The following is a 25,879-nucleotide window of genomic DNA, read 5'->3' as shown; positions in this document are numbered from 1 at the left end:
GCCTCCTTCCGTGATGTCGAAATCAGGCCGACCGCGAGAGTCGACCATTCGCGCCTCGGACCACCGGACGGAGGAGAACCTCTGCGGAAAAGCAGATGAGCCCCGGTGCGCAGGCGCACGGGGCTCGTGGTGAACTCGACGGGTCCGCGTGCGAGGCACGCGACCCGGAGGTCAAAGCTCCAAACAATCCTGCGCGGGCTGCCCGCGCACGAGGCGCGGATCCTTCGGTCACGCACTCCCTGACGGGGGCAGCGCGACAACCAGCGGTCTTTGGCTTCCGCCACAGTAGCCGGACGCCGCCGTCCGGGGCAAATCGCCCCTGGCCGCGGCGGCCGGACGGGCTCAGCGGGCCGTCGGCGGGGTGCTGCGGGTGCCGGTGTCCACGGTGTCCGACTCGGCCGGGGCCTGCGCCGAGAGCGGGCCGCCGGGCTCGGTGTAGAGCACCGAGTCGTCCAGCCGGCCGCTGTCGCCCGCCCCGGTCCGCTGCAGCCGGACCAGCTGGTCCTTGTCGTTCAGCCAGAGGTCCAGGGTGAGCGAGGCCGAGCCGCCGGGCGCCAGCGCGGTCCGCAGGCCCTCCCGGCGGGCCGGGCTCAGCTGGGTCTGCGCCGCCGCGTAGCGGGCCGCGTCGGTGCTCACCCGGTAGTGCTCCACCGTGGAGTCCTCGAACTTCTCCTCGCCGACGTACTGGGCGGTGGTCCCGTCGGCGGTGGCGGCGGCCAGCGCCACCACCGGGTTGAGCAGGTCGATCAGCCCCGCGTACGGGATCTCCCGGTGCCCGTCCGGGCCCGGCGCCCCGGCGAACCGCTCCCAGTGCCGCCCGCCCAGCCGGGCCGCGGTGGCCGCGTCGCCGCCCTCGTAGGCGACGGTGTCCACGACGATCAGCTGCTCGGCCGCCGCCGGGGTGGAACGTTTGACCTGGAGCGCGGTCTTCGGCTGCCAGAACAGCGGGCCGGAGCCGGCGTCCGAGCCCAGCCGGTAGCTCACCTTGGCCCGGCGCGCGGTCTGCATGGCCAGCTGGGCCGAGAGCAGCACGCCGTGCGGCGAGCGGTCGGTCGGCTTGGCCGGCCAGGTCGGGGAGGCGCTGCTGGGCGTCGGCGTCGGGGCGCCGGACGCGCTCGGCGAGCCGGCCGGGGCCGGGCCGTCCGCCCCGCCGCAGCCGCTCAGGCCGCCCGCCAGCACCGCGGCGGCGACCACCGCCGCCAGCCGCTGCCGCACCGCCATCCAGGCCTCCCCGTCGGATCCGTCCTCGGCGGACGGCCACCCAGGCCGGCCCGTCCGCTCCCGCCCACCTTGCCACCCGGTCCCGCGCGGCTCCGTGGCACCCCCCGCCACTCGGCCGCACCTCCCGTCCCGCGCCGGGGCCGGTTCAGCCCGCGGGGGTCGGCGGCGCGGCGGCAGCCCCGGCGGGCGCGTCGGTCGCGGCGCCCTCGGCCGGCTCGGCGCCCTCGGTGATGTCCGTGGTGGTCACCACGGCGCCGGACGCGCCCTTGACCGTGGACCGCACCCGCAGCAGCCGGTCCCCCGGCGCCACCCAGAAGTCGTACTCGACGGCGGCGACCCCGCGCCGCTCGTAGTAGTCGAGCATCTCGTTCAGCCGGGCCGGGCTCAGCCCCTCCTCGGCGCCGAAGTAGTCGGCGACCGGCGCGGCGCCCCGGTAGTGCGCGACCGTCCCGCCGTTCAGCTCCTCGCCGCCCAGCGGGGTGAGCTTGCCGGCCAGCGCCATCAGGCGCGCCGACCCGCCCGGATTGGCGAGCAGACCGGTGATCCAGCCCCCGGACCAGCCGCCCTGTCCGCCGGGGACGGCGCGCGGGTCCAGCGACTCCGCCCGGTCCCGGTCCGCGGTCCGGGGCGCCGCACCGGTGTAGCCGAGGTCCAGGGCGCCGTCCCGGCCCCGCAGCCGCCCGGTGCCCAGCTCGTCGGTGACGGTCAGCTCGGCCGAGTCGTGGGCGCCCCAGGACACCGTTCCGCTCGCGCTCCGCCGCCCCGACGGGCCCTCCTCGACCGCCTGGATCCGCGCCCCGCCGGCGTCGTCCAGCCGCTGCGAGGCGGACAGCAGCACCTGCCGGGGCGGCCGGACGGTGGGCCGGTCGCTGATCGGGGTTCGGTCGCCGGAGACGGCCAGCACACTGCACGCGGTGAGGCCTGCGGCGAGCAGCAGCAGGGCCGCCCCCTTGGCGGCGGGGCGAAGGGCGGGCACGGCACACTCCGGCGGTCGGACGGCGGCGGGCTCCCTCGGCCGGGAACGCGCGGGCGGACCGGCCGAGCGTACGACGGACCGCGCGCCCGTTCCCCCGGCAGGGGGTATCGATCGGGAAACGACGGCGGGCCCGCACCCCCGGTGAAGGGGGTACGGGCCCGCCGTACGAAGGTCGGCTGCGATCAGACCGCGGCCGGGTCCTCCTCGACGAGGAGGTTGCGGGTGCGGTTCGGGTCCACCAGGATGCCGGGGCCGATGGTGGTCGAGAACGCGGTCTTCTTGATGTAGCGGCCCTTGGCGGCGGACGGCTTGGCGCGGAGCACCTCGTCCAGCGCGGCGGCGTAGTTCTCGACCAGCTGCTCGTCGGAGAAGGAGGTCTTCCCGATGATGAAGTGCAGGTTCGAGTGCTTGTCGACGCGGAACTCGATCTTGCCGCCCTTGATGTCGTTGACAGCCTTGGCGACATCCGGGGTGACGGTGCCGGTCTTCGGGTTCGGCATCAGACCACGGGGACCGAGCACGCGGCCGAGGCGGCCGACCTTGCCCATGAGGTCCGGGGTGGCGACGACGGCGTCGAAGTCCAGCTTGCCCTTCGCGACCTCGTCGATGAGCTCGTCGGCACCGACGATGTCGGCGCCCGCAGCACGCGCGGCCTCGGCACGCTCGCCGGTCGCGAAGACCAGGACCCGAGCGGTCTTACCGGTGCCGTGCGGGAGGATCACGGTGCTGCGGACCATCTGGTCGGCCTTGCGCGGGTCGACGCCCAGACGCATGGCGACCTCGACGGTGCCGTCGAACTTGCTGGTGCTGGTCGCCTTGGCGAGGCGGACGGCCTCGAGGGGGGCGTAAAGGCGCTCGCGGTCGACCTGGGCGTCCGCGGCCTTCAGGGCCTTGCTGCGCTTCATAGCTGCTCCTGAATGGTGAATGGAGTTGTGGTGTCACGGGCCTGCGCGGGCCCTACCACGGGGACGAGAAGGGTGATCAGCCCTCGACCGTGATGCCCATCGACCGGGCGGTGCCGGCGATGATCTTGGACGCGGCGTCCAGGTCGTTGGCGTTCAGGTCGGGCATCTTGGTCGTGGCGATCTCACGGACCTGGGCGGCGGTGAGCTTCGCGACCTTGGTCTTGTGCGGCTCGCTCGAGCCCTTCTCGACACCGGCGGCCTTCAGGATGAGGCGCGCGGCCGGCGGCGTCTTCGTGATGAAGGTGAAGGAACGGTCCTCGTAGACCGTGATCTCCACCGGCACGATCATGCCGCGCTGCGACTCGGTCGCAGCGTTGTAGGCCTTGCAGAACTCCATGATGTTGACGCCGTGCTGACCCAGCGCGGGGCCGACCGGCGGAGCCGGGTTCGCCGCACCGGCGTTGATCTGGAGCTTGATAAGCCCCGTGACCTTCTTCTTCTTGGGAGGCATGTCTCTCCGGGTCCTTCCGAGAGGTGATTGCTGGTGTGTGCGCGGACACGGGGCGACACCCGGTCGCCAGCACACACATCGGACCAGGCTAACGCCTCGGCGTCGCTGGACCAAAACGGATTCGGGGCGGGCCCGCAGGCCCGCCCCGAATCCGAAGACCGATGGGACTAGTTCTTCTGGATCTGGTCGAAGGAGAGCTCGACCGGGGTCTCCCGGCCGAAGATCTCGACCAGGCCCTTGACCTTCTTCGAGTCGGGGTTGATCTCGTTGATGGTCGCCTGCAGGGTCGCGAACGGGCCGTCGGTGACGGTGACCGAGTCGCCGACCTCGAAGTCGAGGACCTGGATCTCGCTGGGCTTGATCGGCGAGGGCTTGCCGGCCTCCTTGGCCGCCTGGCGCTCGACGTCGGGGGCGAGCATCTTGACGACCTCGTCCAGGGTCAGCGGGTACGGGTCGTAGGCGTTGCCGACGAAGCCGGTGACACCGGGGGTGTTGCGCACGACGCCCCAGGACTCCGGGGTGAGGTCCATGCGCACCAGGACGTAGCCGGGGAGCTTGTTCTGGCGGATGGTCTTGCGGTCGCCGTTCTTGATCTGGACGACCTCCTCCTGCGGCACCTCGGCCTGGAAGATGTACTCCTCGACGTTGAGGGAGACCGCGCGCTGCTCCAGGTTCTGCTTCACCCGGTTCTCGTAGCCGGCGTAGGTGTGGATCACGTACCACTCGCCCGGCATGAACCGGAGGTCCTCGCGGAACTTGGCGACCGGGTCGACCTCGACGGCCTCCTCCTCGGCGGCCTCCTCGGCGGCGTCCTCGTCCTCGGCGTCCTCGGCGTCCTCGTCGGCGGCGTCCTCGACGAGCTCCTCCTCGGTCTCCACGTGCAGCGCGACGTCCTCGGCCGGCTCGCCGGCCTCGGCCTCGTCGAACGCCTCGACCTCGTCCTCGTCGGAGTCGACCGCGTCCACGATCTGCTGCTCGTCGGACTCGACGGCGTCAGCCAGCTCGGCCGCGTCCTCGGCGGCGACATCCGCCTCGAGGACGGTCTCGTCGGCGTCGTACAGGGGGGACTCAGACACGGTGGCTGCTTCTTTCCTGGAGATGGTGAAGGTGGCACGCTCCGCGACGGTCCGGCTCCGCTCCGCTCACGCGGTCGCCGGAAGTTCGCCTCGAAGACTTCAACAGTACCGAGTCAACGGTAGCGGCCCCGTACCTCCGACGCAGACAGCTCGACCCGGGCCGAGGACCGGCCCGGGTCGGGAGGTTGTACGCACAGGTGGAACGGCTTGGTCAGCCGAAGATCCAGAGGGCGGCCTTGGAGAAGCCGTAGTCGAGGCCGGACACGAAGGCCATCACGACCACGACGAACACGACCACGACCGTGGTGTAGCTCACCAGCTGGTTGCGGGTCGGCCAGACGACCTTGCGCAGCTCGGCGATGATCTGCCGGTAGAAGAGGGCGAGACGGGCGAAGACGCCCTTCTTGGCCCGCTTGCCGGACTTCTTCTCGCCAGAGCGCTTGCGGCGCGAATCACCCTCCGCAGGGGTGGTCTCGGCAGCGCCGTCGGCCCCCTCGGGGTTGCCGCTCTCAGGCGTTGCGGTGGAGCCCGTGGTCTCCGTCACTCGTCCTCACCTGAATCCGGGTCCTGCCGAGCGTCGACTGCGTACCCGAAGAGGCACGAGCGGCCGGCTAGCGGTGCTGATCGGCGCCCTCTCCGCATCAAGCCCGCTCGCTCTGTGGAGCGAACGGGCTGATGACGAATCGAGCAGCAGGGCAAGAGGGACTTGAACCCCCAACCGCCGGTTTTGGAGACCGGTGCTCTACCAATTGAGCTATTGCCCTACGGAACCTCGCGGCCCCAGTAGTGACGACCAACCTACCGTATCTTCCGCCGATCCCCGCACAGTTTCTGTGCGGCGGTGGAGGCTCCGGTTCGTTCGGTGGCCGTCGATCAGTGAGTGTACGGGGTCGAAGGGCGTTTGGTCGAACCTCTTCTTTTCGGGCCGTCACCAGGGCCGACCCGGCCGCCATGCGGACGCTCCCGTACATATCGTGAAACCGCCATGCCCGGGCGGTGTGCGGTCTGCGACGATGCAGGCATGAGCGCTTCCACCCCGCAGCCCGACCGTTCCGTCCGCCCCGCCGACCGCCGCGTCTCCGCCCGGATCGGCGCGATCGCGGAGTCCGCCACCCTCGCCGTGGACGCCAAGGCCAAGGCCCTCAAGGCGGCCGGCCGGCCCGTCATCGGCTTCGGCGCCGGCGAGCCGGACTTCCCCACCCCGGACTACATCGTCGAGGCGGCCGTCGAGGCCTGCCGCGACCCGAGGAACCACCGCTACACCCCGGCCGGCGGCCTGCCGGAGCTCAAGGAGGCGATCGCGGCCAAGACGCTGCGCGACTCCGGCTACGCGGTGGACCCCTCCCAGGTGCTGGTGACCAACGGCGGCAAGCAGGCGATCTACGAGGCGTTCGCGGCGATCCTCGACCCGGGCGACGAGGTCATCGTCCCGGCGCCGTACTGGACCACCTACCCGGAGTCGATCCAGCTCGCCGGCGGCGTGCCGGTGGAGGTCGTGACCGACGAGACCACCGGCTACAAGGTCTCGGTGGAGCAGCTGGAGGCCGCCCGCACCGAGAACACCAAGGTGGTGCTCTTCGTCTCGCCGTCCAACCCGACCGGCGCGGTGTACACCCGGGCCGAGGCCGAGGAGATCGGCCGCTGGGCCCTGGAGCACGGGCTGTGGGTGCTCACCGACGAGATCTACGAGCACCTCGTCTACGGCGACGCGGAGTTCGTCTCGCTGCCGGCCCTGCTGCCGGAGCTCGCGGACAGGACCATCGTGGTCAACGGTGTCGCCAAGACCTATGCGATGACCGGCTGGCGGGTGGGCTGGGTGATCGGCCCCAAGGACGTGGTCAAGGCCGCGACCAACCTGCAGTCGCACGCCACCTCGAACGTCTCCAACGTGGCCCAGCGCGCCGCCTTGGCCGCCGTCGCCGGCGACCTCTCCGCCGTCCACGAGATGCGCACCGCCTTCGACCGGCGCCGGCGCACCATCGTCCGGATGCTCAACGAGATCGACGGCGTGCTCTGCCCCGAGCCCGAGGGCGCCTTCTACGTGTACCCGTCCGTCAAGGCCCTGCTGGGCAAGGAGATCCGCGGGCAGCGTCCGCAGACCTCCGCCGAGCTGGCCTCGCTGATCCTGGACGAGGTCGAGGTCGCGGTCGTTCCCGGCGAGGCCTTCGGCACCCCCGGCTACCTGCGGCTCTCCTACGCCCTGGGCGACGCCGACCTCGCCGAGGGTGTCGGCCGGATCCAGAAGCTGCTGGCCGAGGCCCGCTGAACCCTCCCCGCCCGGGGCCCGCTCGCGGTGGCCTCGACGCGTGACGTCAACACCGATTGACCGGACCGCCCTCTTTTCACCCCTTCGGGGGCTGGGAAGAGGGCGGTTCCCGTAGGGGGCCCCGATACGGCAGGATTCGTGAATGGAACGCCTGCTGAACCCGCGAGACGTCAGGGACCTTCCGAAGGCCCACCTGCACCTGCACTTCACCGGCTCGATGCGCCCGGCCACCCTGCTGGAACTGGCCGAGAAGCACCGGGTCCGGCTGCCGGAGGCGCTCAGCTCCGGCGAGACGCCCCGGCTGCGGGCCACCGACGAACGCGGCTGGTTCCGGTTCCAGCGCCTCTACGACACCGCCCGCTCGGTCCTGCGCGACGAGGAGGACATCCGCCGGCTGGTGCTGGAGACCGCCGAGGACGAGCGGCGGGACGGCTCCCGCTGGCTGGAGATCCAGGTCGACCCGACCTCCTACGCGCCCCGGCTGGGCGGGCTGATCCCGGCCCTGGAACTGATCCTGGACGCGGTGGAGCAGGCCGCCGCCGCCACCGGGGTCGGCATCCGGGTCCTGGTCGCGGCCAACCGGATGAAGTCCCCGATGGACGCCAGGACCCTGGCCCGGCTCGCCGTCCGCTACACCGACCGGGGCGTGGTCGGCTTCGGCCTGTCCAACGACGAGCGCCGCGGCCTGGCCCGCGACTTCGACCGGGCCTTCGACATCGCCCGCCGGGGCGGACTGCTGGCCGCCCCGCACGGCGGCGAGCTGGCCGGCCCGGAGTCCGTCCGGGACTGCCTGGACGACCTCGGCGCCGGCCGGATCGGCCACGGTGTGCGGGCCGCCGAGGACGAGCGGCTGATGCAGCGGCTGGCCGACCGCCAGGTGACCTGCGAGGTCTGCCCGTCCTCGAACGTCTCGCTGGGCGTCTACGAGCGCCCGGAGGACGTCCCGCTGCGCCGGCTGTTCGACGCCGGGGTGCCGCTGGCGCTCGGCGCCGACGACCCGCTGCTGTTCGGCGCCAGGCTCGCCGACCAGTACGAGCTGGCCCGCGACGTACTGGGCTTCTCCGACGCCGAGCTGGCCGAGCTGGCCCGGCAGTCGGTGCGCGGCTCGGTAGCCCCGGACAGCGTGCGGAAGGAACTGCTGGCGGACATCGACACCTGGCTGACGGCCTGAGGGCCGGACAGCGGGCCCGCGCGGCTCAGAGGCTGACGCCGACCATCACCGGCTCGTTCACCAGCTCCACGCCGAAGGCCGCCCGCACGCCGTCCCGGATCTCCCGGGCCAGCGCGAGGAGGTCCTCGGTGGTGGCCGCGCCGCGGTTGGTGAGCGCCAGGGTGTGCTTGGTGGAGAGGGTCGCCGGACCGCTCCCGTAGCCCTTGCCGAAGCCGGCCCGGTCGATCAGCCAGGCGGCCGAGGTCTTGGTGTGCCCGTCCGGCGCCGGGTAGGCGGGGGCGGTCAGCTCGCGCTCGGCGGCCAGCGCCAGGAAGGCCGCGTACTGCTCGGGGCCCAGCACCGGGTTGGTGAAGAAGGAGCCCGCCGACCAGGTGTCGTGGTCCGCCGGGTCCAGCACCATGCCCTTGCCGGCCCGCAGCCCGAGCACGGCCGCGTACGCCGCCCGCAGGTCGACCCGCTCGTCCTGGGCCACCCCGAAGTGCTTGGCGACCTCGGCGTAGCGGACCGGGGTGGAGAGCCCGGCGGCGTCCTCCAGTCCGAAGCGGACCCGCAGCACCACATAGCGCTCGGGGTCCGCCTTGAAGCGGCTGTGCCGGTAGGAGAACGCGCACTCGGCGTTGGGGAGGGTGACCACCTCGTCGGCCCGGCGGTCGTAGGCGACCACCTCGGTGATCGTCTGCGCGACCTCCTGGCCGTAGGCGCCGACGTTCTGCACCGGGGTGGCACCGGCCGAGCCGGGGATGCCGGCCAGGAACTCGATCCCCGCCAGTCCGGCCCCGACCGCGCGGTCCACCGCGTCGGCCCAGACCTCGCCGGCCGCCAGCTCCAGGACGGTGCCGTCCAGGGCGAAACCGGTGGTGGCGATCCGCAGCACCGTGCCCGGGAAGCCGGCGTCGCCGATCACCAGGTTGGAGCCGCCGCCGAGCACCAGCAGCGGCTGCCCCGCCGCGTCCGCGGCGCGGACGGCGGCGACCACCTCGTCGTCGGTGTGCGCGGTCACCAGGCGGCGGGCCGGGCCGCCGAGCCGCAGGGTGGTCAGCGGGGCGAGGGGGGCGTCGAGTTCTTCCAGCACGCCCCCAGGGTACGGGGAGCCCGCCCCCGCCCGGCCCGGGGCGGGCCCGGGCCGGAGCGGGCGGGGTGCCCCGAGCCGCGCGGCGGGGCGAAGGGGCGCGGGCTCAGCCGAGCCGGACGACCGCCTTGGCCATGCCGAGCACCTTCTGGCCCTGGTAGGTCGCCAGCAGGTCGACCTGGACCCTGCGGTCGTCGAGCAGCTTGGCCACCTTGCCGGTGACCTCGACCACCGAGCCGGTGCCGTCGTTGGGCACCGGCACCGGACGGACGAACCGCACGCCGTACTCGACCACCGCGGCCGGGTCGCCGACCCAGTCGGTCACCACCCGGACCGCCTCGGCCATGGTGAACATGCCGTGCGCGATGACGTCGGGCAGGCCGACCTCCAGCGCGAACTTCTCGTTCCAGTGGATCGGGTTGAAGTCGCCGGAGGCGCCCGCGTACTGCACCAGCGCGGCCCTGGTCACCGGGAAGGACTGCGCCGGCAGCTCGGTGCCGACCTCGACCTCGTCGTATCCGATCGCCATCGGGCTCACTCCCCCGCCTTCTCGTCGGCGGCCCTGGCCACCAGGGTCATGACCGACGTCACCACGTGCTCGCCGGACTCGTCCGCGACCTCGCCGCGCACGGTGAGCACGTCGTTGCCGGCCAGCGACTTGATGTTGTCGACGGTGACCGAGACGGTCAGCCGGTCACCGGCCCGCACCGGGCGGGTGTAGCTGAACTTCTGGTCGCCGTGCACGACCCGGCTGTAGTCGAGACCCAGCTCCGGGTCCTGGACCACCTGGCCGGAGGCCCGCATGGTGAGCACGATCGGGAAGGTCGGCGGCGCGATCACGTCCGGGTGGCCGAGTGCCTTGGCGGCCTCCGGGTCGACGTACACCGGATTGGCGTCACCCACGGCGACGGCGAACTCGCGGATCTTCTCCCGGCCGACCTCGTAGGGCTCGGTGGGCGGATAGGTCCGCCCGATGAAGGAAGGGTCGAGTGCCATCGGCAGCTCCTAGGAAACGCGGCGGACAGTCGGTTCGAACACAAAAGACTCCGGGCCGCACCCCCAAATGAGGGATGCGGCCCGGAGTCGTAGACCTGGTCACACAGGCCCGTTGCCCTGCGAGCAGGGTCAGCGGGTCTCGCGGTGCGCGGTGTGCGAGTTGCAGCGGGGGCAGTGCTTCTTCATCTCAAGACGGTCCGGGTCGTTACGCCGGTTCTTCTTGGTGATGTAGTTCCGCTCCTTGCACTCCACGCAGGCCAGCGTGATCTTCGGGCGGACATCGGTGGCAGCCACGGGAGTGCCTTCCTTGGACAATGAATAAGAACACAGACAAGAGTAGCCGACCGGGAGTGTGATCCCCCGACCGACTACGCGGGGTAGCGGTGACCGGACTTGAACCGGTGACACAGCGATTATGAGCCGCTTGCTCTACCAACTGAGCTACACCGCCACAGTGATCCGGAGCACAGCCGAAGCCGACTCCTTCTCACCAGAGCCCCCATGCGGAATCGAACCGCAGACCTTCTCCTTACCATGGAGACGCTCTACCGACTGAGCTATAGGGGCGAACGAGGAAGAGATTACACGTTCCGCGCCCAGAGGTGAAATCCGTATCCCGCGGCGAAGTCCGCAGGTCGGCGAGGCGTACGGGCGAGCGATCGAAGGTCCGGCGTTCGACCGGCCCCCCGGAGGCGCGCCCCGAGCCGATACGACTATTGCCCGCCTCCCGGCGCCCCGGGTCCGCCCGCCGTAGGCTCGTCGCTCATTGACCCGAGCAGGAACCGGACGCCAGAAGGAGCCGGGCGATGGACAGCGCAGCCGCCGACGGACCGCACCCCGGACCCGGACCGGCCGCCAACCCGCTCGGGCACGGGCCCGTCCTGCTGCTCACCGGGGCCAGGCTGGCGGACGGCCGGGTGGTGGACGTACGGATCAGCGGCGACCGGATCCAGGCCGTCGGCACCGCCGGCGGACTGGGCCCGCTGCCCGCCGTGCCCGGCGGCCCCACCGTCACCACCGGGGCCAGGATCGACCTGCGCGGCTATCTGCTGCTGCCGGCCCCGGCCGAGGCGCACGCGCACTACGACGTCGCCTTCTCCGCCGCCCTGCCCACCCCGCCGCCGGAGACCCCCGCCGAGCTCACCCGGCGGGTCACCGAGGCCGCCCTGACCTCGCTCGGCTACGGCGCGACCGCCCAGCGCACCCACGTCCGGATCGGCGACGTGCACGGGCTGCGCCGGCTGGAGGCGGTCCTCACCTCCCAGCAGGCGCTGCGCGGCCTCGCCGACCTCCAGGCCGTCGCGATGCCCCGGCTGCTCACCGGCCGGGCCGGGGCGGACGGCCGGGCCCAGCTGCGGGAGGCGCTCAAGCTGGGCGCCACCGCCGCCGGCGGCTGCCCCGAACTGGACCCGGACCCGGCCGGCTACGTCCAACTGCTGCTGGAGGCCGCCCGGGAGGCGGACTGCCCGGTGGACCTGCACACCACGGCCGCCGATCCGGTGCAGCTGGCCCGGCTGGCCGGGGCGCTCGCCCCGCTGCGGCCCCGGGTGGTGGTCGGTCCCTGCGGGGCGCTCGCGCCGGGCGCCGCGACGGTGCTGGCCAACAGCGGGGTCCGGGTGGTCTGCCTGCCGCAGAACGGCGGCTGTTCGGGGCTGGAGGGCCTGGCGAGCGGGCTGCGACCCGGGCAGCTGCGGGACCTGCTGAAGGCCCGGGTGCCGCTGGCGGCCGGCAGCGGCTCGCTGCGCGACGGCGCCAACCCGGTCGGGCGGGCGGACCCGCTGGAGGCCGCGTACCTGCTGGCGGCGGCCGGGGTGCTGGACCCCGACGCGGCGTACGACGCGGTCTCCAACCAGGCGCGGCTGGCGCTCGGGCTGCCGCCGGTGCGGGTGGACGCCGGTTTCCCGGCCGAGCTGCTGGCGGTGCGCGGGGACAGCCTGTCCGGGGCGCTGGCGGGCGGGCACAGCCGGCTGGTGGTGCACAGCGGTCGGGTCGTCAGCCGGACCAGCGCGGTACGGGAGTTCGCCGACACGGTGGCCCTGGCGCTGCCCCGGCAGTCGGACGGCACGGACGGGGGCTGAACCCGGCCGGACGGGTGATCGGGGCGCGCGATGCCGGCATCGCGCGCCCCTCCCCCACCCGGGTGGCCGCCGGAGCGGCGGAGCGGCCCCAGGCATCCCCCACGGAGCGGGGCCGCTTCCTCACCACCGACGCTATGCCCCCGGACGACCGCGTCGGCCGCTCTTGACGCCCTGTTGGCGCCGGGGCCACCGCTCCTGACGCGCCGTTGACACTCCCCCGGCGGCCCGGCTGCCCGGGGTCCGTCCGGTGCCCGGTCAGGGCTCGAAGCGGTAGCCGATCCCCGGTTCGGTGATCAGATGGCGCGGCCGGGCCGGGTCGCGCTCCAGCTTCCGCCGCAGGCCGGCCAGGTAGACCCGCAGGTAGTTGCCCCGCTCCTCGTGGGCCGGCCCCCAGACCTCGCGCAGGATCCGCCGGCCGGGCACCAGCCGGCCGGGGTGGGCCAGCAGCAGGGACAGGATCCGCCACTCGGTCGGGGTGAGCCGCACCGGCCCGTCCGGCCCGGTCACGGTGGTGGCGGCGAGGTCCACGGTGTGGTCGCCGATCACCGGCGCGGGCGCCGCGGGGCCGACGGTGACCGGCGGGCGGCGCAGCACGGCGCGCAGCCGGGCCAGCAGTTCGTCCATCAGGAACGGCTTGGTGAGGTAGTCGTCGGCGCCGGCGTCCAGCGCGCCGATCCGGTCGGCGGCGTCGGCCCGGCCGGAGAGCACGATGATCGGCACCGCGCTGCGGCTGCGCAGACCGCGGATGACGTCCATGCCGTCGAGGTCGGGCAGGCCGAGGTCGAGCAGGACGGCGTCGGGGGAGGTCCTGGCGGCGCGGGCCAGGGCCTCGCCGCCGGTGGCGGCGGTGCGGACGGCGTACTGCCGGGCGCCGAGGTTGATCCGCAGGGTGCGCAGCAGCGCCGGCTCGTCGTCGACGACGAGGATCTCGCTCATTCGGGGGCCTCCCCGGGGTGCTGGACGAACACGGGACCGGCGGGTACCGGATCGGCGGGAACGGGACCGGCGGGTACCGGCCCGTCGGGCATCGGCCGGGCCGGGGCGGCGGGCAGGGTGAGCAGCATGGTGGTGCCGCCGCCGGGGGTGTCCTCGACCTCCAGGCTGCCGTCCATCGCCTCGGCGAGGCCGCGGGAGAGGGCGAGGCCGAGGCCGACGCCGGTGGTGTTGTCGGTGTCGCCGAGGCGCTGGAAGGGCAGGAACACCCGGTCGCGGTCCTCGGGGGCGATGCCGGGGCCGCGGTCGATCACCCGCAGTTCGACCCGTCCGGCGTGGTGGCTGGCGGCGACCAGGACCGGCGCACCGGGGGCGTTGTGGCGCAGGGCGTTGGTGATGACGTTGGCGAGGACGCGTTCCAGCAGCGGCGGGTCGGCGAGCACCGGCGGGACGGTCTCCAGGTCGAGCGGCTGGACGGGCGCGTACGGGTCGGCGAGCGAGTCCAGGGCGCGGGGCAGGATCTCGTCGAGGTGGGTCTCGGCGAGGTGGAGGGTGAGCGCGCCGGCCTGGAGGCGGCTCATGTCGAGCAGGTTGTCCACCAGACGGGTGAGTTTGACGAGGGACTCGTCGGCGGTGGCGAGGAGTTCGGCCTGGTCCTCGGCGGAGAACTCGACGTCGGGGCTGCGCAGCGAGCCGACCGAGGCGAGGGCGGCGGCGAGCGGGGTGCGCAGGTCGTGGCTGACGGCGGCGAGCAGGGCGGTGCGCATCCGGTCGGCGGCCTTGATGGGTTCGACCTCGGCGGCGACGACGGCGAGGCGGTCGCGTTCCAGGGCGGCGGCGACGTGGGCGGCGAAGGCGGTGAGGACGCGCTGGTCGGCGGCGGGCAGCCGGCGGCCGGTGAGGACGAGGACGGCGTCGGCGCCGACGGGGACCTCGGTGGTGACGAGGGCGCGGTCCGGGGCGGCGCCGCCGTCGTCGGCCCGGTCACCGTCGGCGGCGTCCTTCACCTCGGCGGCGGTGTCGCAGGAGGCGAGCACCTCGCCGCCGGTGCGGCCCAGCAGGGCCACCGAGCTCATGCCGAAGGCGGTGCGGGACTTCTCCAGGAGGGCGGGCAGGGCGTCGGCGCCGCGCAGGACGCTGCCGGCCAGGGTGGAGAGGGTCTCGGCCTCGGCGGTGGCGCGGGCGGCGCGGGCGGTGAGGCGGGTCGCGTGGTCGACCACGGTGGAGACGGTCAGCGCGACGGCCGCGAAGACCACCAGGGCGATGATGTTGTTGGTCTCGCCGATGGTGAAGGCGTGGACGGGCGGGATGAAGAAGTAGTTGAGCAGCACCGAGGCGACCAGCGAGGCCAGCAGGGCCGAGGTGGCGCCGCCGAGCAGGGCGACCACGACGACGCCGAGCTGGAAGATCAGGGCATCGGTGGTGAGGTTGACGGTGTCGTGGAACTGGGACAGGACCAGGGTCAGCAGCGAGGGCACGATCGGGCCGGCCAGGAAGCCGGCGACGGTGCGGCGCCGGGAGTGGCGCCGGCCGAGGGCGGGCAGCCGGCCCCGGCCGGTGAACTCGTGGGTGACCATGTGGACGTCGATGTCCTCGGAGGCGTCCACCGTTGTCTCGCCGATGCCCGGTCCGGTGAGGAAGCGGGCGGTCCGGCCGCGGCGGCTGGTGCCGAGGACGAGCTGGGTGGCGTCGTGGGCGCGGGCGAAGGCGAGCAGCGAGGTGGGGATGTCGTCGCCGACGACCACGTGGTAGCTGCCGCCGAGGCTCTCGACGAGCTGCCGCTGCTGGGCGAGGGCGCCGGAGGAGGCGCCGGCCAGGCCGTCGCTGCGGGTGACGTGGACGGCCAGCAGGTCGCCGCCGGCGGTGCGGTCCGCGATGCGGGCGGCGCGTCTGATCAGGGTCTCGCCCTCGGGGCCGCCGGTGAGGGCGACCACGACGCGTTCGCGGGTCTCCCAGACCCGGTCGATGTTGTGGTTGGCCCGGTAGTCGCGCAGGCCCTCGTCGACCCGCCCGGCCACCCAGAGCAGGGCGAGCTCGCGCAGGGCGGTGAGGTTGCCGACCCGGAAGTAGTTCGAGAGCGCGGCGTCCACCTTCTCCGCCTTGTAGACGTTGCCGTGGGCCATCCGGCGGCGCAGCGCCTGGGGGGCCATGTCGACGAGTTCGATCTGGTCGGCCCGGCGCACCACCTCGTCCGGCACGGTCTCGCGCTGCGGGATGCCGGTGATCTTCTGGACGACGTCGTTCAACGACTCCAGGTGCTGGATGTTGACCGTGGTGATGACGTCGATCCCGGCGTCCAGCAGCTCGTCGACGTCCTGCCAGCGCTTGCCGTGCCGCCCGCCGGGAATGTTGGTGTGCGCCAGTTCGTCCACGAGGACGACCGTGGGCTTTCGCCGCAGTACCCCGTCGAGGTCCATCTCCTCGAAGTCGGTGTCCCGGTAGGCGCGGTGGACGCCCGGCACGACCTCCAGGCCGTCGAGCATCGCCTCGGTGTGGCGGCGCCCGTGGCACTCGATCCAGCCGACGACGACGTCCGCGCCCCGCTCCTGTCTGCGCCGGGCCTCGTCCAGCATCCGGTAGGTCTTGCCGACACCGGGAGCGGAACCGAGGTACACCCTGGTCCGGTCCGGGGCACTCGCCCCGGACCGGACCGGCCCGCCTCAGCCGATCGGCCGATCTGTCGTCACTTCTGTTCCACCAACGCCTTGTTGAGCTGGACGACATTGACGCCCGGCTGTCCGAGGAAGCCCAGCGGGCGGCCGTCGGTGTTCTTGTCGACCAGTTTGCGGACGGTGTCCACCGGCAGGTTGCGGGCCTTGGCGACCCGCTCGACCTGCTCCTGGGCGTAGGCGGTGGAGATGTGCGGGTCCAGGCCCGAGCCGGAGGCGGTGAGGGCGTCCACCGGGACGCTCGCCGGGTCGACGCCGTCGAACGCGGCGACGGCCTGGCGGCGGTCCTCGATGCTCTTGGCGAGGTCCTCGCTGTTGGGGCCCAGGTTGGACGCGCCGGATGCCTTGGGGTCGTAGGCGCCCGGGCGGGGCTGGAACCACTGCGGGTCGGGGCGGGGGGCCTCGTCCGGGTCGTCCGGGTTCTGCTTGGGGAGGTTGAAGTTCTGGCCCAGCAGGCTGGAGCCGGCCTCCTTGCCGTCGACCTCGACGATCGAGCCGTTCGCCTTGTCGGCGAAGGCCAGTTGGGAGATGCCGGTGACCAGCAGCGGGTAGGCGATGCCGAGGAGCACCGTCAGGACCAGCAGGGCGCGCAGCGCGGTGAGGTGGGTGCGCACGGCGGTGGGCAGGGGCTTGGACATGATGCGTTCTCCTCTCTTGCTAGTTGAGGCCGGGGACGAACTGGACGACCAGGTCGATCAGCTTGATGCCGACGAACGGGACGACCAGGCCGCCGAGGCCGTAGAGGCCGATGTTGCGACGCAGCAGCGAACTGGCGTCGGAGGGGCGGTACTTCACCCCGCGCAGGGCCAGCGGGATCAGGCCGACGATGACCAGGGCGTTGAAAATGATGGCCGAGGTGATCGCGGACTGGGGGCTGTGCAGCTGCATGATGTTGAGCTTGTCCAGGCCCGGGTAGACCGCCGCGAACATCGCCGGGATGATCGCGAAGTACTTGGCGACGTCGTTGGCGATGGAGAAGGTGGTCAGCGCGCCGCGGGTGATCAGGAGCTGCTTGCCGATCTCGACGATCTCGATCAGCTTGGTCGGGTCGGAGTCCAGGTCGACCATGTTGCCGGCCTCCTTGGCCGCCATGGTCCCGGTGTTCATCGCGACACCGACGTCGGCCTGGGCGAGGGCGGGGGCGTCGTTGGTGCCGTCGCCCGTCATCGCGACCAGCTTGCCGCCGGCCTGCTCCTTCTTGATCAGGGCCATCTTGTCCTCGGGGGTGGCCTCGGCGAGGAAGTCGTCCACGCCCGCCTCCTCCGCGATCGCCCGGGCGGTCAGCGGGTTGTCGCCGGTGATCATGACGGTCCTGATGCCCATCCGGCGCAGCTCGTCGAACCGCTCCCGCATGCCCTCCTTCACCACGTCCTTGAGGTGGATGACACCCAGCGCCCTCGGCGCCGCGGTGCCGGTCCGGGAGGCGACGACCAGCGGGGTGCCACCGGCCGCGGAGATGCCGTCGACCAGGGCGGCGACGTCCTTGCCGACCGTGCCGCCGTTCTCGGTGACCCAGTTGGTGACCGAACCCGCCGCGCCCTTGCGCACCGAGTGGACACCGTCGGCCTCCGCGAGGTCGACGCCCGACATCCGGGTCTGCGCGGTGAACGGCACCCAGGTGGCGTGCGTCAACTCGCCCTGGGCGCGGGCCCGCAGGCCGTACTCCGTCTTGGCGAGGACGACGATCGAGCGACCCTCCGGCGTCTCGTCCGCCAGCGAGGACAGCTGCGCCGCGTCCGCGAGGTCCCCGATGCCCACGCCCTCGGCCGGCCGGAACTCGGCGGCCTGCCGGTTGCCGAGGGTGATGGTGCCGGTCTTGTCGAGCAGCAGGGTGTTGACGTCGCCCGCCGCCTCGACGGCGCGGCCCGACATCGCCAGCACATTGCGCTGCACCAGCCGGTCCATGCCGGCGATGCCGATCGCCGAGAGCAGCGCGCCGATGGTGGTCGGGATCAGCGCCACGATCAGCGCGACCAGCACGATCATCGACTGCGGCGCACCGGCGTAGGTGGCCATCGGCTGCAGGGTGACGACCGCCACCAGGAAGACGATGGTCAGCGAGGCCAGCAGGATGTTGAGCGCGATCTCGTTCGGCGTCTTCTGCCGGGCGGCGCCCTCGACCAGGGCGATCATCCGGTCGATGAAGGACTTGCCGGGCTCCGAGGCGATCTTCACCACGATCCGGTCCGACAGCACCTTGGTGCCACCGGTCACGGCCGAGCGGTCGCCGCCCGACTCCCGGATCACCGGCGCGGACTCGCCCGTGATCGCCGACTCGTCGACGGAGGCCACGCCCTCGACGACGTCACCGTCACCGGGGATGATCTGGCCGGCCTCGACCACCACATGGTCACCGAGCCGCAGCGCGGTACCGGCGACCTCCTCCTCGGCCCGCGAGCGCGGCCAGTCGGTGAGGCGGCGGGCCATGGTGTCGGTCTTGGTCCGGCGCAGGGTGTCCGCCTGCGCCTTGCCGCGGCCCTCGGCGACGGCCTCGGCCAGGTTGGCGAAGACCGTGGTCAGCCAGAGCCACACCGTGATCGACCAGGCGAACACGCTGGGGTCGGCGATCGCGGCGACCGTGGTGACGACCGAGCCGACCTCGACCACGAACATCACCGGGTTCTTGACCATCACCCGGGGGTCGAGCTTCTTCACCGCGTCCGGCAGGGACGCCAGGATCAGCTTCGGGTCCAGCAGGCCGCCGGACACTCTGTGCGGCGCCTCGGCGGACGACGCCTCCGACTGCGGGACCGGCTTCCCGGCCCGCTCGGATTCTTCGGTCATGGTGGACGACATCAGGAGAGACCTTCCGCGATCGGCCCGAGAGCCAGGGCCGGGAAGTAGGTGAGGCCGACGACGATCAGGACGACGCCCGACAGCAGGCCCACGAACAGCGGCTTGTGGGTGGGCAGGGTGCCCGGGGTGGCGGGGACCGGCTGCTGCTGGGCGAGCGCGCCGGCCAGGGCCAGGACGAAGACCATCGGCAGGAACCGGCCGAACACCATCGCCAGACCGATCGCGGTGTCGTACCAGTCCGTGTTCACCGTGATGCCGGCGAACGCCGAACCGTTGTTGTTGGCGCCCGAGGTGAACGCGTACAGCACCTCGGAGAAGCCGTGGGCACCCGAGTTCAGCATCCCGGCCCGCTCGCCCGGCAGCGCCATCGCGACACCGGTGCCGACCAGCACCAGGGTCGGCGTGGTCAGGATGTAGAGGGAGGCGAACTTCATCTCCCGGCCGCCGAGCTTCTTGCCCAGGTACTCGGGGGTGCGGCCGACCATCAGACCGGCCACGAAGACCGCGACGATCGCCAGCACCAGCATCCCGTACAGGCCCGAGCCCACACCGCCGGGCGCGATCTCGCCCAGCATCATGTTGAACATCGTCAGCCCGCCGCCGAACGCGGTGTACGAGTCGTGGAAGGAGTTCACCGCACCGGTCGAGGTCAGCGTCGTCGAGGCCGCGAACAGGCTGGACGCCGCGATGCCGAACCGCTGCTCCTTGCCCTCCATCGCGCCGCCCGCCGACTGCAGCGCGGAGCCCGCGTGGTGCGACTCGGCCAGGGTCAGCAGCGCCACCGAGGCGACCCAGAACAGGCCCATCACCGAGACGATCGCGTAGCCCTGGCGGTTGTCCCCGACCATCCGGCCGAAGGCCCGCGGCAGCGCGAACGGGATCACCAGGATGAGGAAGATCTCCAGGAAGTTGCTCAGCCCGGTCGGGTTCTCGAACGGGTGCGCCGAGTTGGCGTTGTAGAAACCGCCGCCGTTGGTGCCCAGCAGCTTGATGACCTCCTGCGAGGCCACCGCCCCGCCCGGGACCGACTGCGGGTCGCCCGCCAGCGTGGCCACCTCGTGGAAGCCGTGGAAGTTCTGCACCACGCCGGTGGCCACCAGGGCCAGCGCGAACACGATCGAGACCGGCAGCAGCAGCCGGACGCTGACCCGGGTGAGGTCCACCCAGAAGTTGCCCAGCCGGTCGGTGCGGTTGCGGGTGAAGCCCCGGATCAGGGTGGCGACCACCGCGATGCCGACGGCCGCGGAGACGAAGTTCTGCACCGCCAGACCGGCCATCTGGGCCAGGTGCCCCATCGCGGCCTCGCCGCTGTAGGACTGCCAGTTGGTGTTGGCCACGAAGGAGATCGCGGTGTTCCACGCCTGGTGGCCGGGCATCTGTTCGACGCCCAGGCCCAGCGGCAGCCACTGCTGCACCCGGATCAGGGTGTAGAGGAAGAGGACGGACACCGCCGAGAAGGCCAGCACCGAACGCAGGTAGACCGGCCAGCGCTGGTCGGCGTCGGCGTCCACGCCGATCACCTTGTACAGGGCCTGCTCGGCTCTGAGGTGCTTCTTCGAAGTGAGGGTGTGGGCGATGTAGTCGCCCAGGGGGCGGTAGCACAGGGCCAGCGCGCCCACCAGGGCGAGGACCTGCAGCCAGCCCGCGAGAGTCGAACTCATGTCAGAACTTCTCCGGGTAGATCAGCGCGAGAACGAGGTAGCCGACGAGGGCCACAGCCACGATGAGACCTGCGACGTTCTCGGCGCTCACAGCTTCTCCACCCCCCGCGCGATCAGGGCGATGACGCCGAACACGGCGACCGTGACGACGACGTAGATGAGATCGGACATGGACTCCACCACGGTGGTTCGGAGGTGGCCGCGGCCCGCGTACGTGTACCGGCACGGCGCGCCGGCGGAGAGGCCGGCAGAGCCCAGCCAACCGCGCTCACAGAGCGTCAACGGCGTTCTTGACGCCCTCCATACGGCGCCCGTTCGATTGTTGACGGGCTCCATACGGGGCCTTGTCCGGGCTGTGACCGGGCCCTCTCCGGACATGGCGGGGCCCCGGACAGCGGGTGCTGTCCGGGGCCGCGTACCTCGTCCTTCGGTGCCTACGCGTGCTCGGGGGCCTGCAGCTTCTCCCGCTCGCGCCGCACCGCCGGCTCACCGCGCCGGACCGCGCCCGGGGCCCGTCCCGAGGGCCGGTTCGCCCGGTTGGAGGAGGTCAGCTGCCACGGCACGCTGATCACCATCACACCCGGGGTGAACAGCAGCCGGCTCTTCAGCCAGAGCGCCGACTGGTTGTGCAGCAGGTGCTCCCACCAGTGCCCGACCACGTACTCCGGGATGAACACCGCCACCGCGTCCCGGGGGCTGGTCCGCCGGTAGTCCCGCACGTACTGGACCACCGGCTTGGTGATCTCCCGGTACGGCGAGTCCAGCACCTTGAGCGGCACCGGCAGGGCCAGCTCCTCCCAGCGGCGCTCCAGCTCCCCGGTGGCCTCCGGCTCGACCGCGACCGTGAGCGCCTCCAGCGAGTCCGGTGCGAACGCCTGCGCGTAGCCGATCGCCCGCAGGGTGGGCTTGTGCACCTTGGAGACCAGCACGATGCCGTGCACCCGGGACGGCCGCACCGACTCGGCCTCCGGGTCGTCCACCGCCAGTTCCTCGGCGACGCCGTCGTAGTGCCGGCGGATGCCGCGCATCATTACCCACAGCACCGCCGCCGCGACCACGGCCAGCCAGGCGCCCTGGGTGAACTTGGTGAGCAGCACGATGACCAGCACCAGCGCGGTGGTGACCGCGCCGAAGAAGTTGATCACCCGGGAGCGCTGGGCGGCGCCCCGCACCGCCGGGTCGGTCTCGGTGGCCAGGGCCCGGTTCCAGTGCTTCACCATGCCGATCTGCGACAGCGTGAAGGAGGTGAAGACGCCCAGGATGTAGAGGTGGATCAGGCTGGTGACGTCGGCGTCGTACAGCCAGAGGAGTCCGCCGGCCACCACCGCGAGCGCGATGATGCCGTTGGAGAAGGCCAACCGGTCGCCGCGGGTGTGCATCTGCCGGGGCAGGTAGCGGTGCTCGGCCAGGATCGAGGCCAGCAGCGGGAAGCCGTTGAACGCCGTGTTGGCCGCCAGGATCAGCACCAGCGCGGTGACCGTCTGGATGAAGTAGAAGAGGACACTGCCGTCCCCGCCGAGGATCGCCGCCGCCAGCTGGGCGATCACGGTCTGCTGCGGCGCGGTCGCGCAGTCCCCGGGGAAGCCGGTGAGGTGGCAGGCGTTGTCGGCGATGTGGACCTTGGAGATCAGCGCCAGCGCGGTGATGCCGATGAACATCACCACCGCCGTGGTGCCCATCACCGCCATGGTCGCGGCGGCGTTCCTCGACTTCGGCGCCCGGAACGCCGGCACGCCGTTGGAGATCGCCTCCACCCCGGTCAGCGCCGTGCAGCCGGAGGCGAAGGCGCGCAGGCCCAGCATCAGCAGCCCCAGCCCGGCCAGGGTGTCCTTGCCGTCCTCCGGCACGATCCCGTACGCGGCGCTGGCCGCCACCGGGGCGTCGCCGAGCGCCACCCGGACCAGCCCGGTGACCACCATCAGCAGGATGCCGCCGATGAACAGGTAGGTCGGCGCGGCGAAGGCCTTGCCGGACTCCCGGACACCGCGCAGGTTCACCGCCATCAGCAGGACGACGAAGCCGACCGCCAGCTCCACCCGGTGGTCCGCCAGCGAGGGCAGCGCGGAGATGATGTTGTCGACGCCGGAGGCCACCGAGACGGCGACCGTCATCACGTAGTCGACCAGCAGCGAGGCGGCCACCACCAGGCCCGAATTGGCGCCCAGGTTGCGCGACACCACCTCGTAGGAGCCGCCGCCGCTGGGGTAGGCGTGCACGACCTGGCGGTAGGACATCACCACGACCGCCATCAGCGCGACCACACCGGCCGCGACCCACGGGGTCAGGTTGAGGAAGGCGGCGCCACCGACGGTGAGCACCAGCAGGATCTCCTGGGTCGCGTAGGCGACCGAGGAGAGCGGGTCGGAGGCGAAGATCGGCAGGGCCAGGCGCTTGGGGAGCAGCGTCTCGCCGAGCTCCTCGCTGCGCATGGCCCGGCCGATCACTAGGCGCTTGAGCGCCTGGGGCAGGTTGAACACATGGGCGAGCGTAAGGGCGCACACCGGGCGCGCAATGGGACGTCGTGGCGTGCGCGGGACGCCCGGCACGCCCGAGCGGCGGGATGTTTCCGCAGGTCGGAGCCGCTATGGGCGGGGCGTTCCGGGCGCACTGGAGGCATTTCGGGGGCTGCCGGAGGGGCCGTTAAGACATCGTCAAGATATGACGATCGGCTCGCTTACATCCGGGCATAAGGCACTAATTCACCCGGCACCAATCCCCCCCCCCGGCACGCTTTGGCCTCCGTCACATCCGCATCCGGAGCCGGCAGACCACCGCGTCGGTGTGCCGGCGCAGGGCGCGGTCGATCACGGCGCCGCGGCGGTTCTGCAGCGCGCGCTGCCAGGGCCGGGCCGGCTCGACCTCGGGGATGAGGACGGTGAGACGGTCGTAGGCGTGCTCGGTGGCGAGCTCGTTGACGAAGTCCGCGATCGGCTGCCCCAGCCGGCGGTGGCCGTCCGGGATCTCCACCAGCGGGACGCCCGGGGCCCACAGCTCCCAGTCCCGGCGCAGCGTCTCGGTCTCGGCGCCGTCGTGGACGACGGTGACGGCCATGACCTCGTCGCCGAGGGAGAGGGCGGCGGAGAGGCCGTCGCGGGTGAGGCGGGTGATCGCGGTGACCGGGACGACGACCAGGCTGCGCTGCGGGGTGAGCGGGCCGGGGACGCGGCCGAGTTCCAGGCGCTCGCCGATCCGGGCGTAGCTGCGGTGGATCGCTTCGAAGAGCAGCACCAGCAGGGGCAGCGCCAGGCAGATGCCCCAGGCGCCCTCGGTGAACTTGGTGCCGGTGACCACCAGGGTGGCGGTGCCGGTGAGCAGCGCGCCGAAGCCGTTGAGGGCGGCCTTGGCCTGCCAGTGGGCCGGCCTCTCCAGCGCCCAGTGCCGGACCATGCCTACCTGGCAGACGGTGAAGCCGACGAAGACGCCGATCGCGAAGAGCGGGACCAGGCTGTTGACGTCGCCGCCGGAGGCGACCAGCAGCACGGCCGAGACGGCGGCCAGGAACAGCACGCCGTGGCGGTGCACCTGGCGGTCGGCGCGCAGGGCGAAGACGTGCGGCAGGTGGTTGTCGCGGGCCAGCAGGTGGAGCAGGACGGGCAGGCCGCCGAAGGAGGTGTTGGCGGCCAGTCCGAGCAGCACGACGGTGGCGAACTGGACGACGTAGAAGCCGACGCCGTGGCCGAGCGAGGCGTCGGCGAGCTGGGCGAGCACGGTGACGCCCTCGACCGGCTGGAGGTGGAAGCGGCCGATCAGCACGGCCAGTCCGATGAGCATCACGCCGAGCAGCGCGCCGAGCGCGACCTCGGTGCGCTGGGCGCGCTTCACGCCCGGCGCGCGGAAGGACGGGACGGCGTTCGCCACCGCCTCCACGCCGGTGAGTGCCGAGCAGCCGGCCGCGAAGGCCTTGAGCAGCAGCAGCGCGCCGACCGCCGTGGCGTTCTCCGTCAGCACCGAGGCGTGCCCGGCGGCGGCCTCGGTACTCGCCGGCGCGTCCCGGAACAGGCCGACCACGACGATCGCCAGGATCGACAGCACGAAGACGGCCGTGGGCGCCATGAACCAGCGGGCGGACTCGGCGATCCCGCGCAGGTTCACCGCCGTCACCAGCGCCAGCACGCCCAGGCACAGCCACACCCGGTCCTCGTACAGGCCCGGCACGGCCGAGGTCAGCGCCGCCACACCCGCCGTCACCGAGACCGCGACGTTCAGCACGTAGTCGATCACCAGGGAGGCCGCGGCCGTCAGCGCCGTCCGCCGGCCCAGGTGCGCCTTCGCCACCGCGTAGGAGCCGCCGCCGTCCGGGAACGCCGCGATCACCTGCCGGTAGGAGGCCACCAGCACCGCCAGCAGCACCGCGATCGCCACCGTGACGGGCAGGGTGAACCCGAGCCCGTACGCCCCGGCCGCCGCGAGCACCAGCACGATCGACTCCGGCCCGTAGGCCACCGAGGCCATCGCGTCCAGGGAAAGCGCCGCCAGTCCGCCGGACACGGTCAGCCGGTGCCGGTCGTCACCGCCCCCGTCGGACGCCGCGGCGCCGGTGTCCGGCGGCTCGGGCTCGGCGGCGAGGGCCGGGGAGAGGGGGCTGGACATCGGACGGGACCTCCGCAGTCGATCGGTTGCTCCGATCCTGCAGGCCGTGGCCCGGCTTCACCGCTGGCCCGTACGGGTTCCTGACGCTCCCCGTACCGCTTCTGACGGTTTCTTGACGGGCCGGGGGCGTGTGCGAGGCGGGCTTGGGCGGGGTGGGCGGACCGCTGTCCCGGCGGGCGCCGGTTGGGAAGACGATCAGCTGTGAAGGAGGACTCCCGGCGCGCTTCCGCACGGCCGGGACTGCTCTGCAGGCAAGCCGAAACGGTCCGACCCCACCCTGCCCCACCACTGTGCTGCCTGTTTGAGGTAATTGCAAGTAGTTCGCAATAAGTCCACCCCGAGGCGATCCACTACCCTCCGCACATGGCCACCCACTCCCCGCAACTGCCCCTCCTCCTGATCGACCTGGACCACACCCTGGTCGAACGCGAGGGCGGCCCCGACGCCTGGACCCCGGCCTTCTGCGCCACCCACGGCCTGCCGCCCGAGGCCGCCCCCACCGTCTTCGGCCTCTTCCGCGCCGACCGCTCCCCCACCGGCTTCGCCCGGATCGCCGCCCACTACGGCCTCCCGCACACCGGCACCGACCTCTGGGAGGAACACGTCGCCCACGAGGCCGCCCGCACCCACCCGCTCCCCGGCGCCCCCGAAGCCCTCGCCGCCCTGCGCGCGGCCGGCTGGCCCATCGCCGTCGTCACCAACGGCTGCACCGACATCCAGCGCGCCAAACTCACCCGCACCGGCCTGCTCCCCGCCGTCGACGCCGTCGTCGTCTCCGAGGAGGCCGGCGCCCGCAAACCCGACCCCGCGATCTTCCACCTCGCCGCCGCCCGCCTCGGCCGCACCCTCACCCCCGCCGACTGGATGGTCGGCAACAACCCCGCCACCGACCTCCGCGGCGCCCACGCCACCGGCCTCCGCTCCATCTGGATCACCCCGACCCCACCCCCACCCCTCCCCC

23 protein-coding genes and 3 tRNA genes are annotated in these 25,879 nt (G+C 72.4%); 4 read left to right on the top strand and 22 right to left on the bottom strand.

The genetic code is table 11. The features are described from left to right. Positions 1–342 precede the first annotated feature (342 nt). The 7 genes from IF01_RS0111545 to IF01_RS0111515 all read right to left on the bottom strand — a co-directional run bounded on the left by IF01_RS0111545 (position 343) and on the right by IF01_RS0111515 (position 5,453). A complete protein-coding gene (locus tag IF01_RS0111545) occupies positions 343–1,221 on the bottom strand; it encodes an SCO4651 family lipoprotein (protein WP_030393253.1) in 879 nt (292 codons plus the stop codon). Positions 1,222–1,366: 145 nt separating this feature from the next. Further along, on the bottom strand, positions 1,367–2,197 hold the full coding sequence (locus tag IF01_RS0111540; protein WP_030393252.1) for a hypothetical protein: 831 nt from the start codon (positions 2,195–2,197) through the stop codon (positions 1,367–1,369). A 182-nt stretch (positions 2,198–2,379) separates the two neighbouring features. Next, positions 2,380–3,102: a 50S ribosomal protein L1 gene (gene rplA / locus IF01_RS0111535; RefSeq protein ID WP_030393251.1), complete on the bottom strand. Its 723-nt coding sequence runs from the start codon at positions 3,100–3,102 to the stop codon at positions 2,380–2,382. Positions 3,103–3,178: 76 nt separating this feature from the next. Next, the gene (gene rplK / locus IF01_RS0111530) at positions 3,179–3,613 is read right to left on the bottom strand and encodes a 50S ribosomal protein L11 (RefSeq protein WP_030393250.1); all 435 of its coding nucleotides are present in this window, start codon (positions 3,611–3,613) and stop codon (positions 3,179–3,181) included. A 167-nt stretch (positions 3,614–3,780) separates the two neighbouring features. Then, positions 3,781–4,689, bottom strand: a complete 909-nt coding sequence (gene nusG, locus IF01_RS0111525) for a transcription termination/antitermination protein NusG (RefSeq protein ID WP_078879887.1) — start codon at positions 4,687–4,689, stop codon at positions 3,781–3,783. Between the two features lie 211 nt (positions 4,690–4,900). Next, the gene (gene secE, locus IF01_RS0111520) at positions 4,901–5,233 is read right to left on the bottom strand and encodes a preprotein translocase subunit SecE (protein WP_030393248.1); all 333 of its coding nucleotides are present in this window, start codon (positions 5,231–5,233) and stop codon (positions 4,901–4,903) included. A gap of 147 nt (positions 5,234–5,380) precedes the next feature. Then, positions 5,381–5,453, bottom strand: a tRNA-Trp gene (locus IF01_RS0111515). A 257-nt stretch (positions 5,454–5,710) separates the two neighbouring features. On the opposite strand from IF01_RS0111515, the gene IF01_RS0111510 reads away from it, so the two are divergent. Then, positions 5,711–6,955 carry a pyridoxal phosphate-dependent aminotransferase gene (locus IF01_RS0111510; RefSeq protein ID WP_030393247.1) on the top strand — a complete coding sequence of 415 codons (1,245 nt, stop codon included), beginning with the start codon at positions 5,711–5,713 and terminating at the stop codon, positions 6,953–6,955. A gap of 142 nt (positions 6,956–7,097) precedes the next feature. Continuing rightward, a complete protein-coding gene (locus tag IF01_RS0111505; RefSeq protein ID WP_030393246.1) occupies positions 7,098–8,126 on the top strand; it encodes an adenosine deaminase in 1,029 nt (342 codons plus the stop codon). A gap of 25 nt (positions 8,127–8,151) precedes the next feature. Here IF01_RS0111505 and IF01_RS0111500 read toward each other — a convergent pair whose 3' ends face one another. The 6 genes from IF01_RS0111500 to IF01_RS0111475 all read right to left on the bottom strand — a co-directional run bounded on the left by IF01_RS0111500 (position 8,152) and on the right by IF01_RS0111475 (position 10,758). Then, complete coding sequence (locus tag IF01_RS0111500) at positions 8,152–9,198, bottom strand: UDP-N-acetylmuramate dehydrogenase (protein WP_030393245.1); 1,047 nt, start codon at positions 9,196–9,198, stop codon at positions 8,152–8,154. Positions 9,199–9,301: 103 nt separating this feature from the next. After that, the gene (locus tag IF01_RS0111495; protein ID WP_030393244.1) at positions 9,302–9,724 is read right to left on the bottom strand and encodes a MaoC family dehydratase; all 423 of its coding nucleotides are present in this window, start codon (positions 9,722–9,724) and stop codon (positions 9,302–9,304) included. 5 nt (positions 9,725–9,729) lie between these two features. After that, positions 9,730–10,191, bottom strand: a complete 462-nt coding sequence (locus IF01_RS0111490) for a MaoC family dehydratase N-terminal domain-containing protein (RefSeq protein WP_030393243.1) — start codon at positions 10,189–10,191, stop codon at positions 9,730–9,732. 129 nt (positions 10,192–10,320) lie between these two features. Beyond that, a complete protein-coding gene (rpmG, locus tag IF01_RS0111485; RefSeq protein ID WP_006604855.1) occupies positions 10,321–10,485 on the bottom strand; it encodes a 50S ribosomal protein L33 in 165 nt (54 codons plus the stop codon). Positions 10,486–10,569: 84 nt separating this feature from the next. Beyond that, positions 10,570–10,642, bottom strand: a tRNA-Met gene (locus tag IF01_RS0111480). Between the two features lie 43 nt (positions 10,643–10,685). Then, positions 10,686–10,758 (bottom strand) — tRNA-Thr (locus IF01_RS0111475). Between the two features lie 239 nt (positions 10,759–10,997). Here IF01_RS0111475 and IF01_RS0111470 point away from each other — a divergent pair. Further along, positions 10,998–12,269 (top strand): amidohydrolase family protein, encoded by a 1,272-nt coding sequence (locus tag IF01_RS0111470; RefSeq protein ID WP_030393242.1) that lies wholly within the window; start codon positions 10,998–11,000, stop codon positions 12,267–12,269. A 255-nt stretch (positions 12,270–12,524) separates the two neighbouring features. Here IF01_RS0111470 and IF01_RS0111460 read toward each other — a convergent pair whose 3' ends face one another. The 9 genes from IF01_RS0111460 to IF01_RS0111420 all read right to left on the bottom strand — a co-directional run bounded on the left by IF01_RS0111460 (position 12,525) and on the right by IF01_RS0111420 (position 24,918). Further along, positions 12,525–13,205 carry a response regulator gene (locus tag IF01_RS0111460; RefSeq protein WP_030393241.1) on the bottom strand — a complete coding sequence of 227 codons (681 nt, stop codon included), beginning with the start codon at positions 13,203–13,205 and terminating at the stop codon, positions 12,525–12,527. Continuing rightward, positions 13,202–15,775 (bottom strand): ATP-binding protein, encoded by a 2,574-nt coding sequence (locus tag IF01_RS0111455; protein WP_244215492.1) that lies wholly within the window; start codon positions 15,773–15,775, stop codon positions 13,202–13,204. The genes IF01_RS0111460 and IF01_RS0111455 overlap by 4 nt, the downstream gene beginning before the upstream one ends. 110 nt (positions 15,776–15,885) lie before the next feature. Further along, positions 15,886–16,509, bottom strand: coding sequence for a potassium-transporting ATPase subunit KdpC (gene kdpC, locus IF01_RS0111450; protein ID WP_030393239.1), 624 nt, complete (start codon positions 16,507–16,509; stop codon positions 15,886–15,888). 19 nt (positions 16,510–16,528) lie between these two features. Next, the gene (kdpB, locus tag IF01_RS0111445) at positions 16,529–18,655 is read right to left on the bottom strand and encodes a potassium-transporting ATPase subunit KdpB (protein WP_051755259.1); all 2,127 of its coding nucleotides are present in this window, start codon (positions 18,653–18,655) and stop codon (positions 16,529–16,531) included. Positions 18,656–18,666: 11 nt separating this feature from the next. Beyond that, positions 18,667–20,328 carry a potassium-transporting ATPase subunit KdpA gene (gene kdpA / locus IF01_RS0111440; protein ID WP_030393237.1) on the bottom strand — a complete coding sequence of 554 codons (1,662 nt, stop codon included), beginning with the start codon at positions 20,326–20,328 and terminating at the stop codon, positions 18,667–18,669. A gap of 1 nt (position 20,329) precedes the next feature. Beyond that, entirely contained in the window at positions 20,330–20,419 is a 90-nt protein-coding gene (gene kdpF, locus IF01_RS44965) for a K(+)-transporting ATPase subunit F (protein ID WP_037779658.1), read from the bottom strand. Further along, positions 20,416–20,610 carry a hypothetical protein gene (locus IF01_RS48940; RefSeq protein ID WP_030393236.1) on the bottom strand — a complete coding sequence of 65 codons (195 nt, stop codon included), beginning with the start codon at positions 20,608–20,610 and terminating at the stop codon, positions 20,416–20,418. The genes kdpF and IF01_RS48940 overlap by 4 nt, the downstream gene beginning before the upstream one ends. A gap of 152 nt (positions 20,611–20,762) precedes the next feature. Continuing rightward, a complete protein-coding gene (locus IF01_RS0111425; RefSeq protein ID WP_051755257.1) occupies positions 20,763–22,757 on the bottom strand; it encodes an APC family permease in 1,995 nt (664 codons plus the stop codon). Positions 22,758–23,070: 313 nt separating this feature from the next. Continuing rightward, positions 23,071–24,918, bottom strand: coding sequence for an APC family permease (locus tag IF01_RS0111420; protein WP_030393234.1), 1,848 nt, complete (start codon positions 24,916–24,918; stop codon positions 23,071–23,073). Between the two features lie 363 nt (positions 24,919–25,281). Here IF01_RS0111420 and IF01_RS41615 point away from each other — a divergent pair. Next, a partial coding sequence (locus IF01_RS41615; RefSeq protein WP_051755210.1) for an HAD family hydrolase occupies positions 25,282–25,879 on the top strand: 598 nt, incomplete at its 3' end.

It is taken from the genome of Kitasatospora purpeofusca (assembly GCF_000718025.1).
Classification (GTDB): domain Bacteria; phylum Actinomycetota; class Actinomycetes; order Streptomycetales; family Streptomycetaceae; genus Kitasatospora; species Kitasatospora purpeofusca.
The sequence above is the reverse complement of the archived record's forward strand: the minus strand, read 5'-3'. Positions and strand labels throughout refer to the sequence as shown.

Excerpts from the sequence above, each read along its gene's own strand:
- IF01_RS0111470 (WP_030393242.1), top strand. The coding sequence starts at position 10,998 with ATGGACAGCGCAGCCGCCGACGGACCGCACCCCGGACCCGGACCGGCC.
- IF01_RS0111505 (WP_030393246.1), top strand. The coding sequence starts at position 7,098 with ATGGAACGCCTGCTGAACCCGCGAGACGTCAGGGACCTTCCGAAGGCC.
- rplA (WP_030393251.1), bottom strand. The coding sequence starts at position 3,102 with ATGAAGCGCAGCAAGGCCCTGAAGGCCGCGGACGCCCAGGTCGACCGC.
- IF01_RS0111455 (WP_244215492.1), bottom strand. The coding sequence starts at position 15,775 with ATGCTGGACGAGGCCCGGCGCAGACAGGAGCGGGGCGCGGACGTCGTC.
- IF01_RS0111425 (WP_051755257.1), bottom strand. The coding sequence starts at position 22,757 with ATGCGCAGCGAGGAGCTCGGCGAGACGCTGCTCCCCAAGCGCCTGGCC.
- IF01_RS0111495 (WP_030393244.1), bottom strand. The coding sequence starts at position 9,724 with ATGGCGATCGGATACGACGAGGTCGAGGTCGGCACCGAGCTGCCGGCG.
- kdpA (WP_030393237.1), bottom strand. The coding sequence starts at position 20,328 with ATGAGTTCGACTCTCGCGGGCTGGCTGCAGGTCCTCGCCCTGGTGGGC.
- IF01_RS0111510 (WP_030393247.1), top strand. The coding sequence starts at position 5,711 with ATGAGCGCTTCCACCCCGCAGCCCGACCGTTCCGTCCGCCCCGCCGAC.
- kdpB (WP_051755259.1), bottom strand. The coding sequence starts at position 18,655 with ATGACCGAAGAATCCGAGCGGGCCGGGAAGCCGGTCCCGCAGTCGGAG.
- kdpC (WP_030393239.1), bottom strand. The coding sequence starts at position 16,509 with ATGTCCAAGCCCCTGCCCACCGCCGTGCGCACCCACCTCACCGCGCTG.
- rplK (WP_030393250.1), bottom strand. The coding sequence starts at position 3,613 with ATGCCTCCCAAGAAGAAGAAGGTCACGGGGCTTATCAAGCTCCAGATC.
- IF01_RS0111545 (WP_030393253.1), bottom strand. The coding sequence starts at position 1,221 with ATGGCGGTGCGGCAGCGGCTGGCGGCGGTGGTCGCCGCCGCGGTGCTG.
- IF01_RS0111490 (WP_030393243.1), bottom strand. The coding sequence starts at position 10,191 with ATGGCACTCGACCCTTCCTTCATCGGGCGGACCTATCCGCCCACCGAG.
- IF01_RS0111460 (WP_030393241.1), bottom strand. The coding sequence starts at position 13,205 with ATGAGCGAGATCCTCGTCGTCGACGACGAGCCGGCGCTGCTGCGCACC.
- IF01_RS0111420 (WP_030393234.1), bottom strand. The coding sequence starts at position 24,918 with ATGTCCAGCCCCCTCTCCCCGGCCCTCGCCGCCGAGCCCGAGCCGCCG.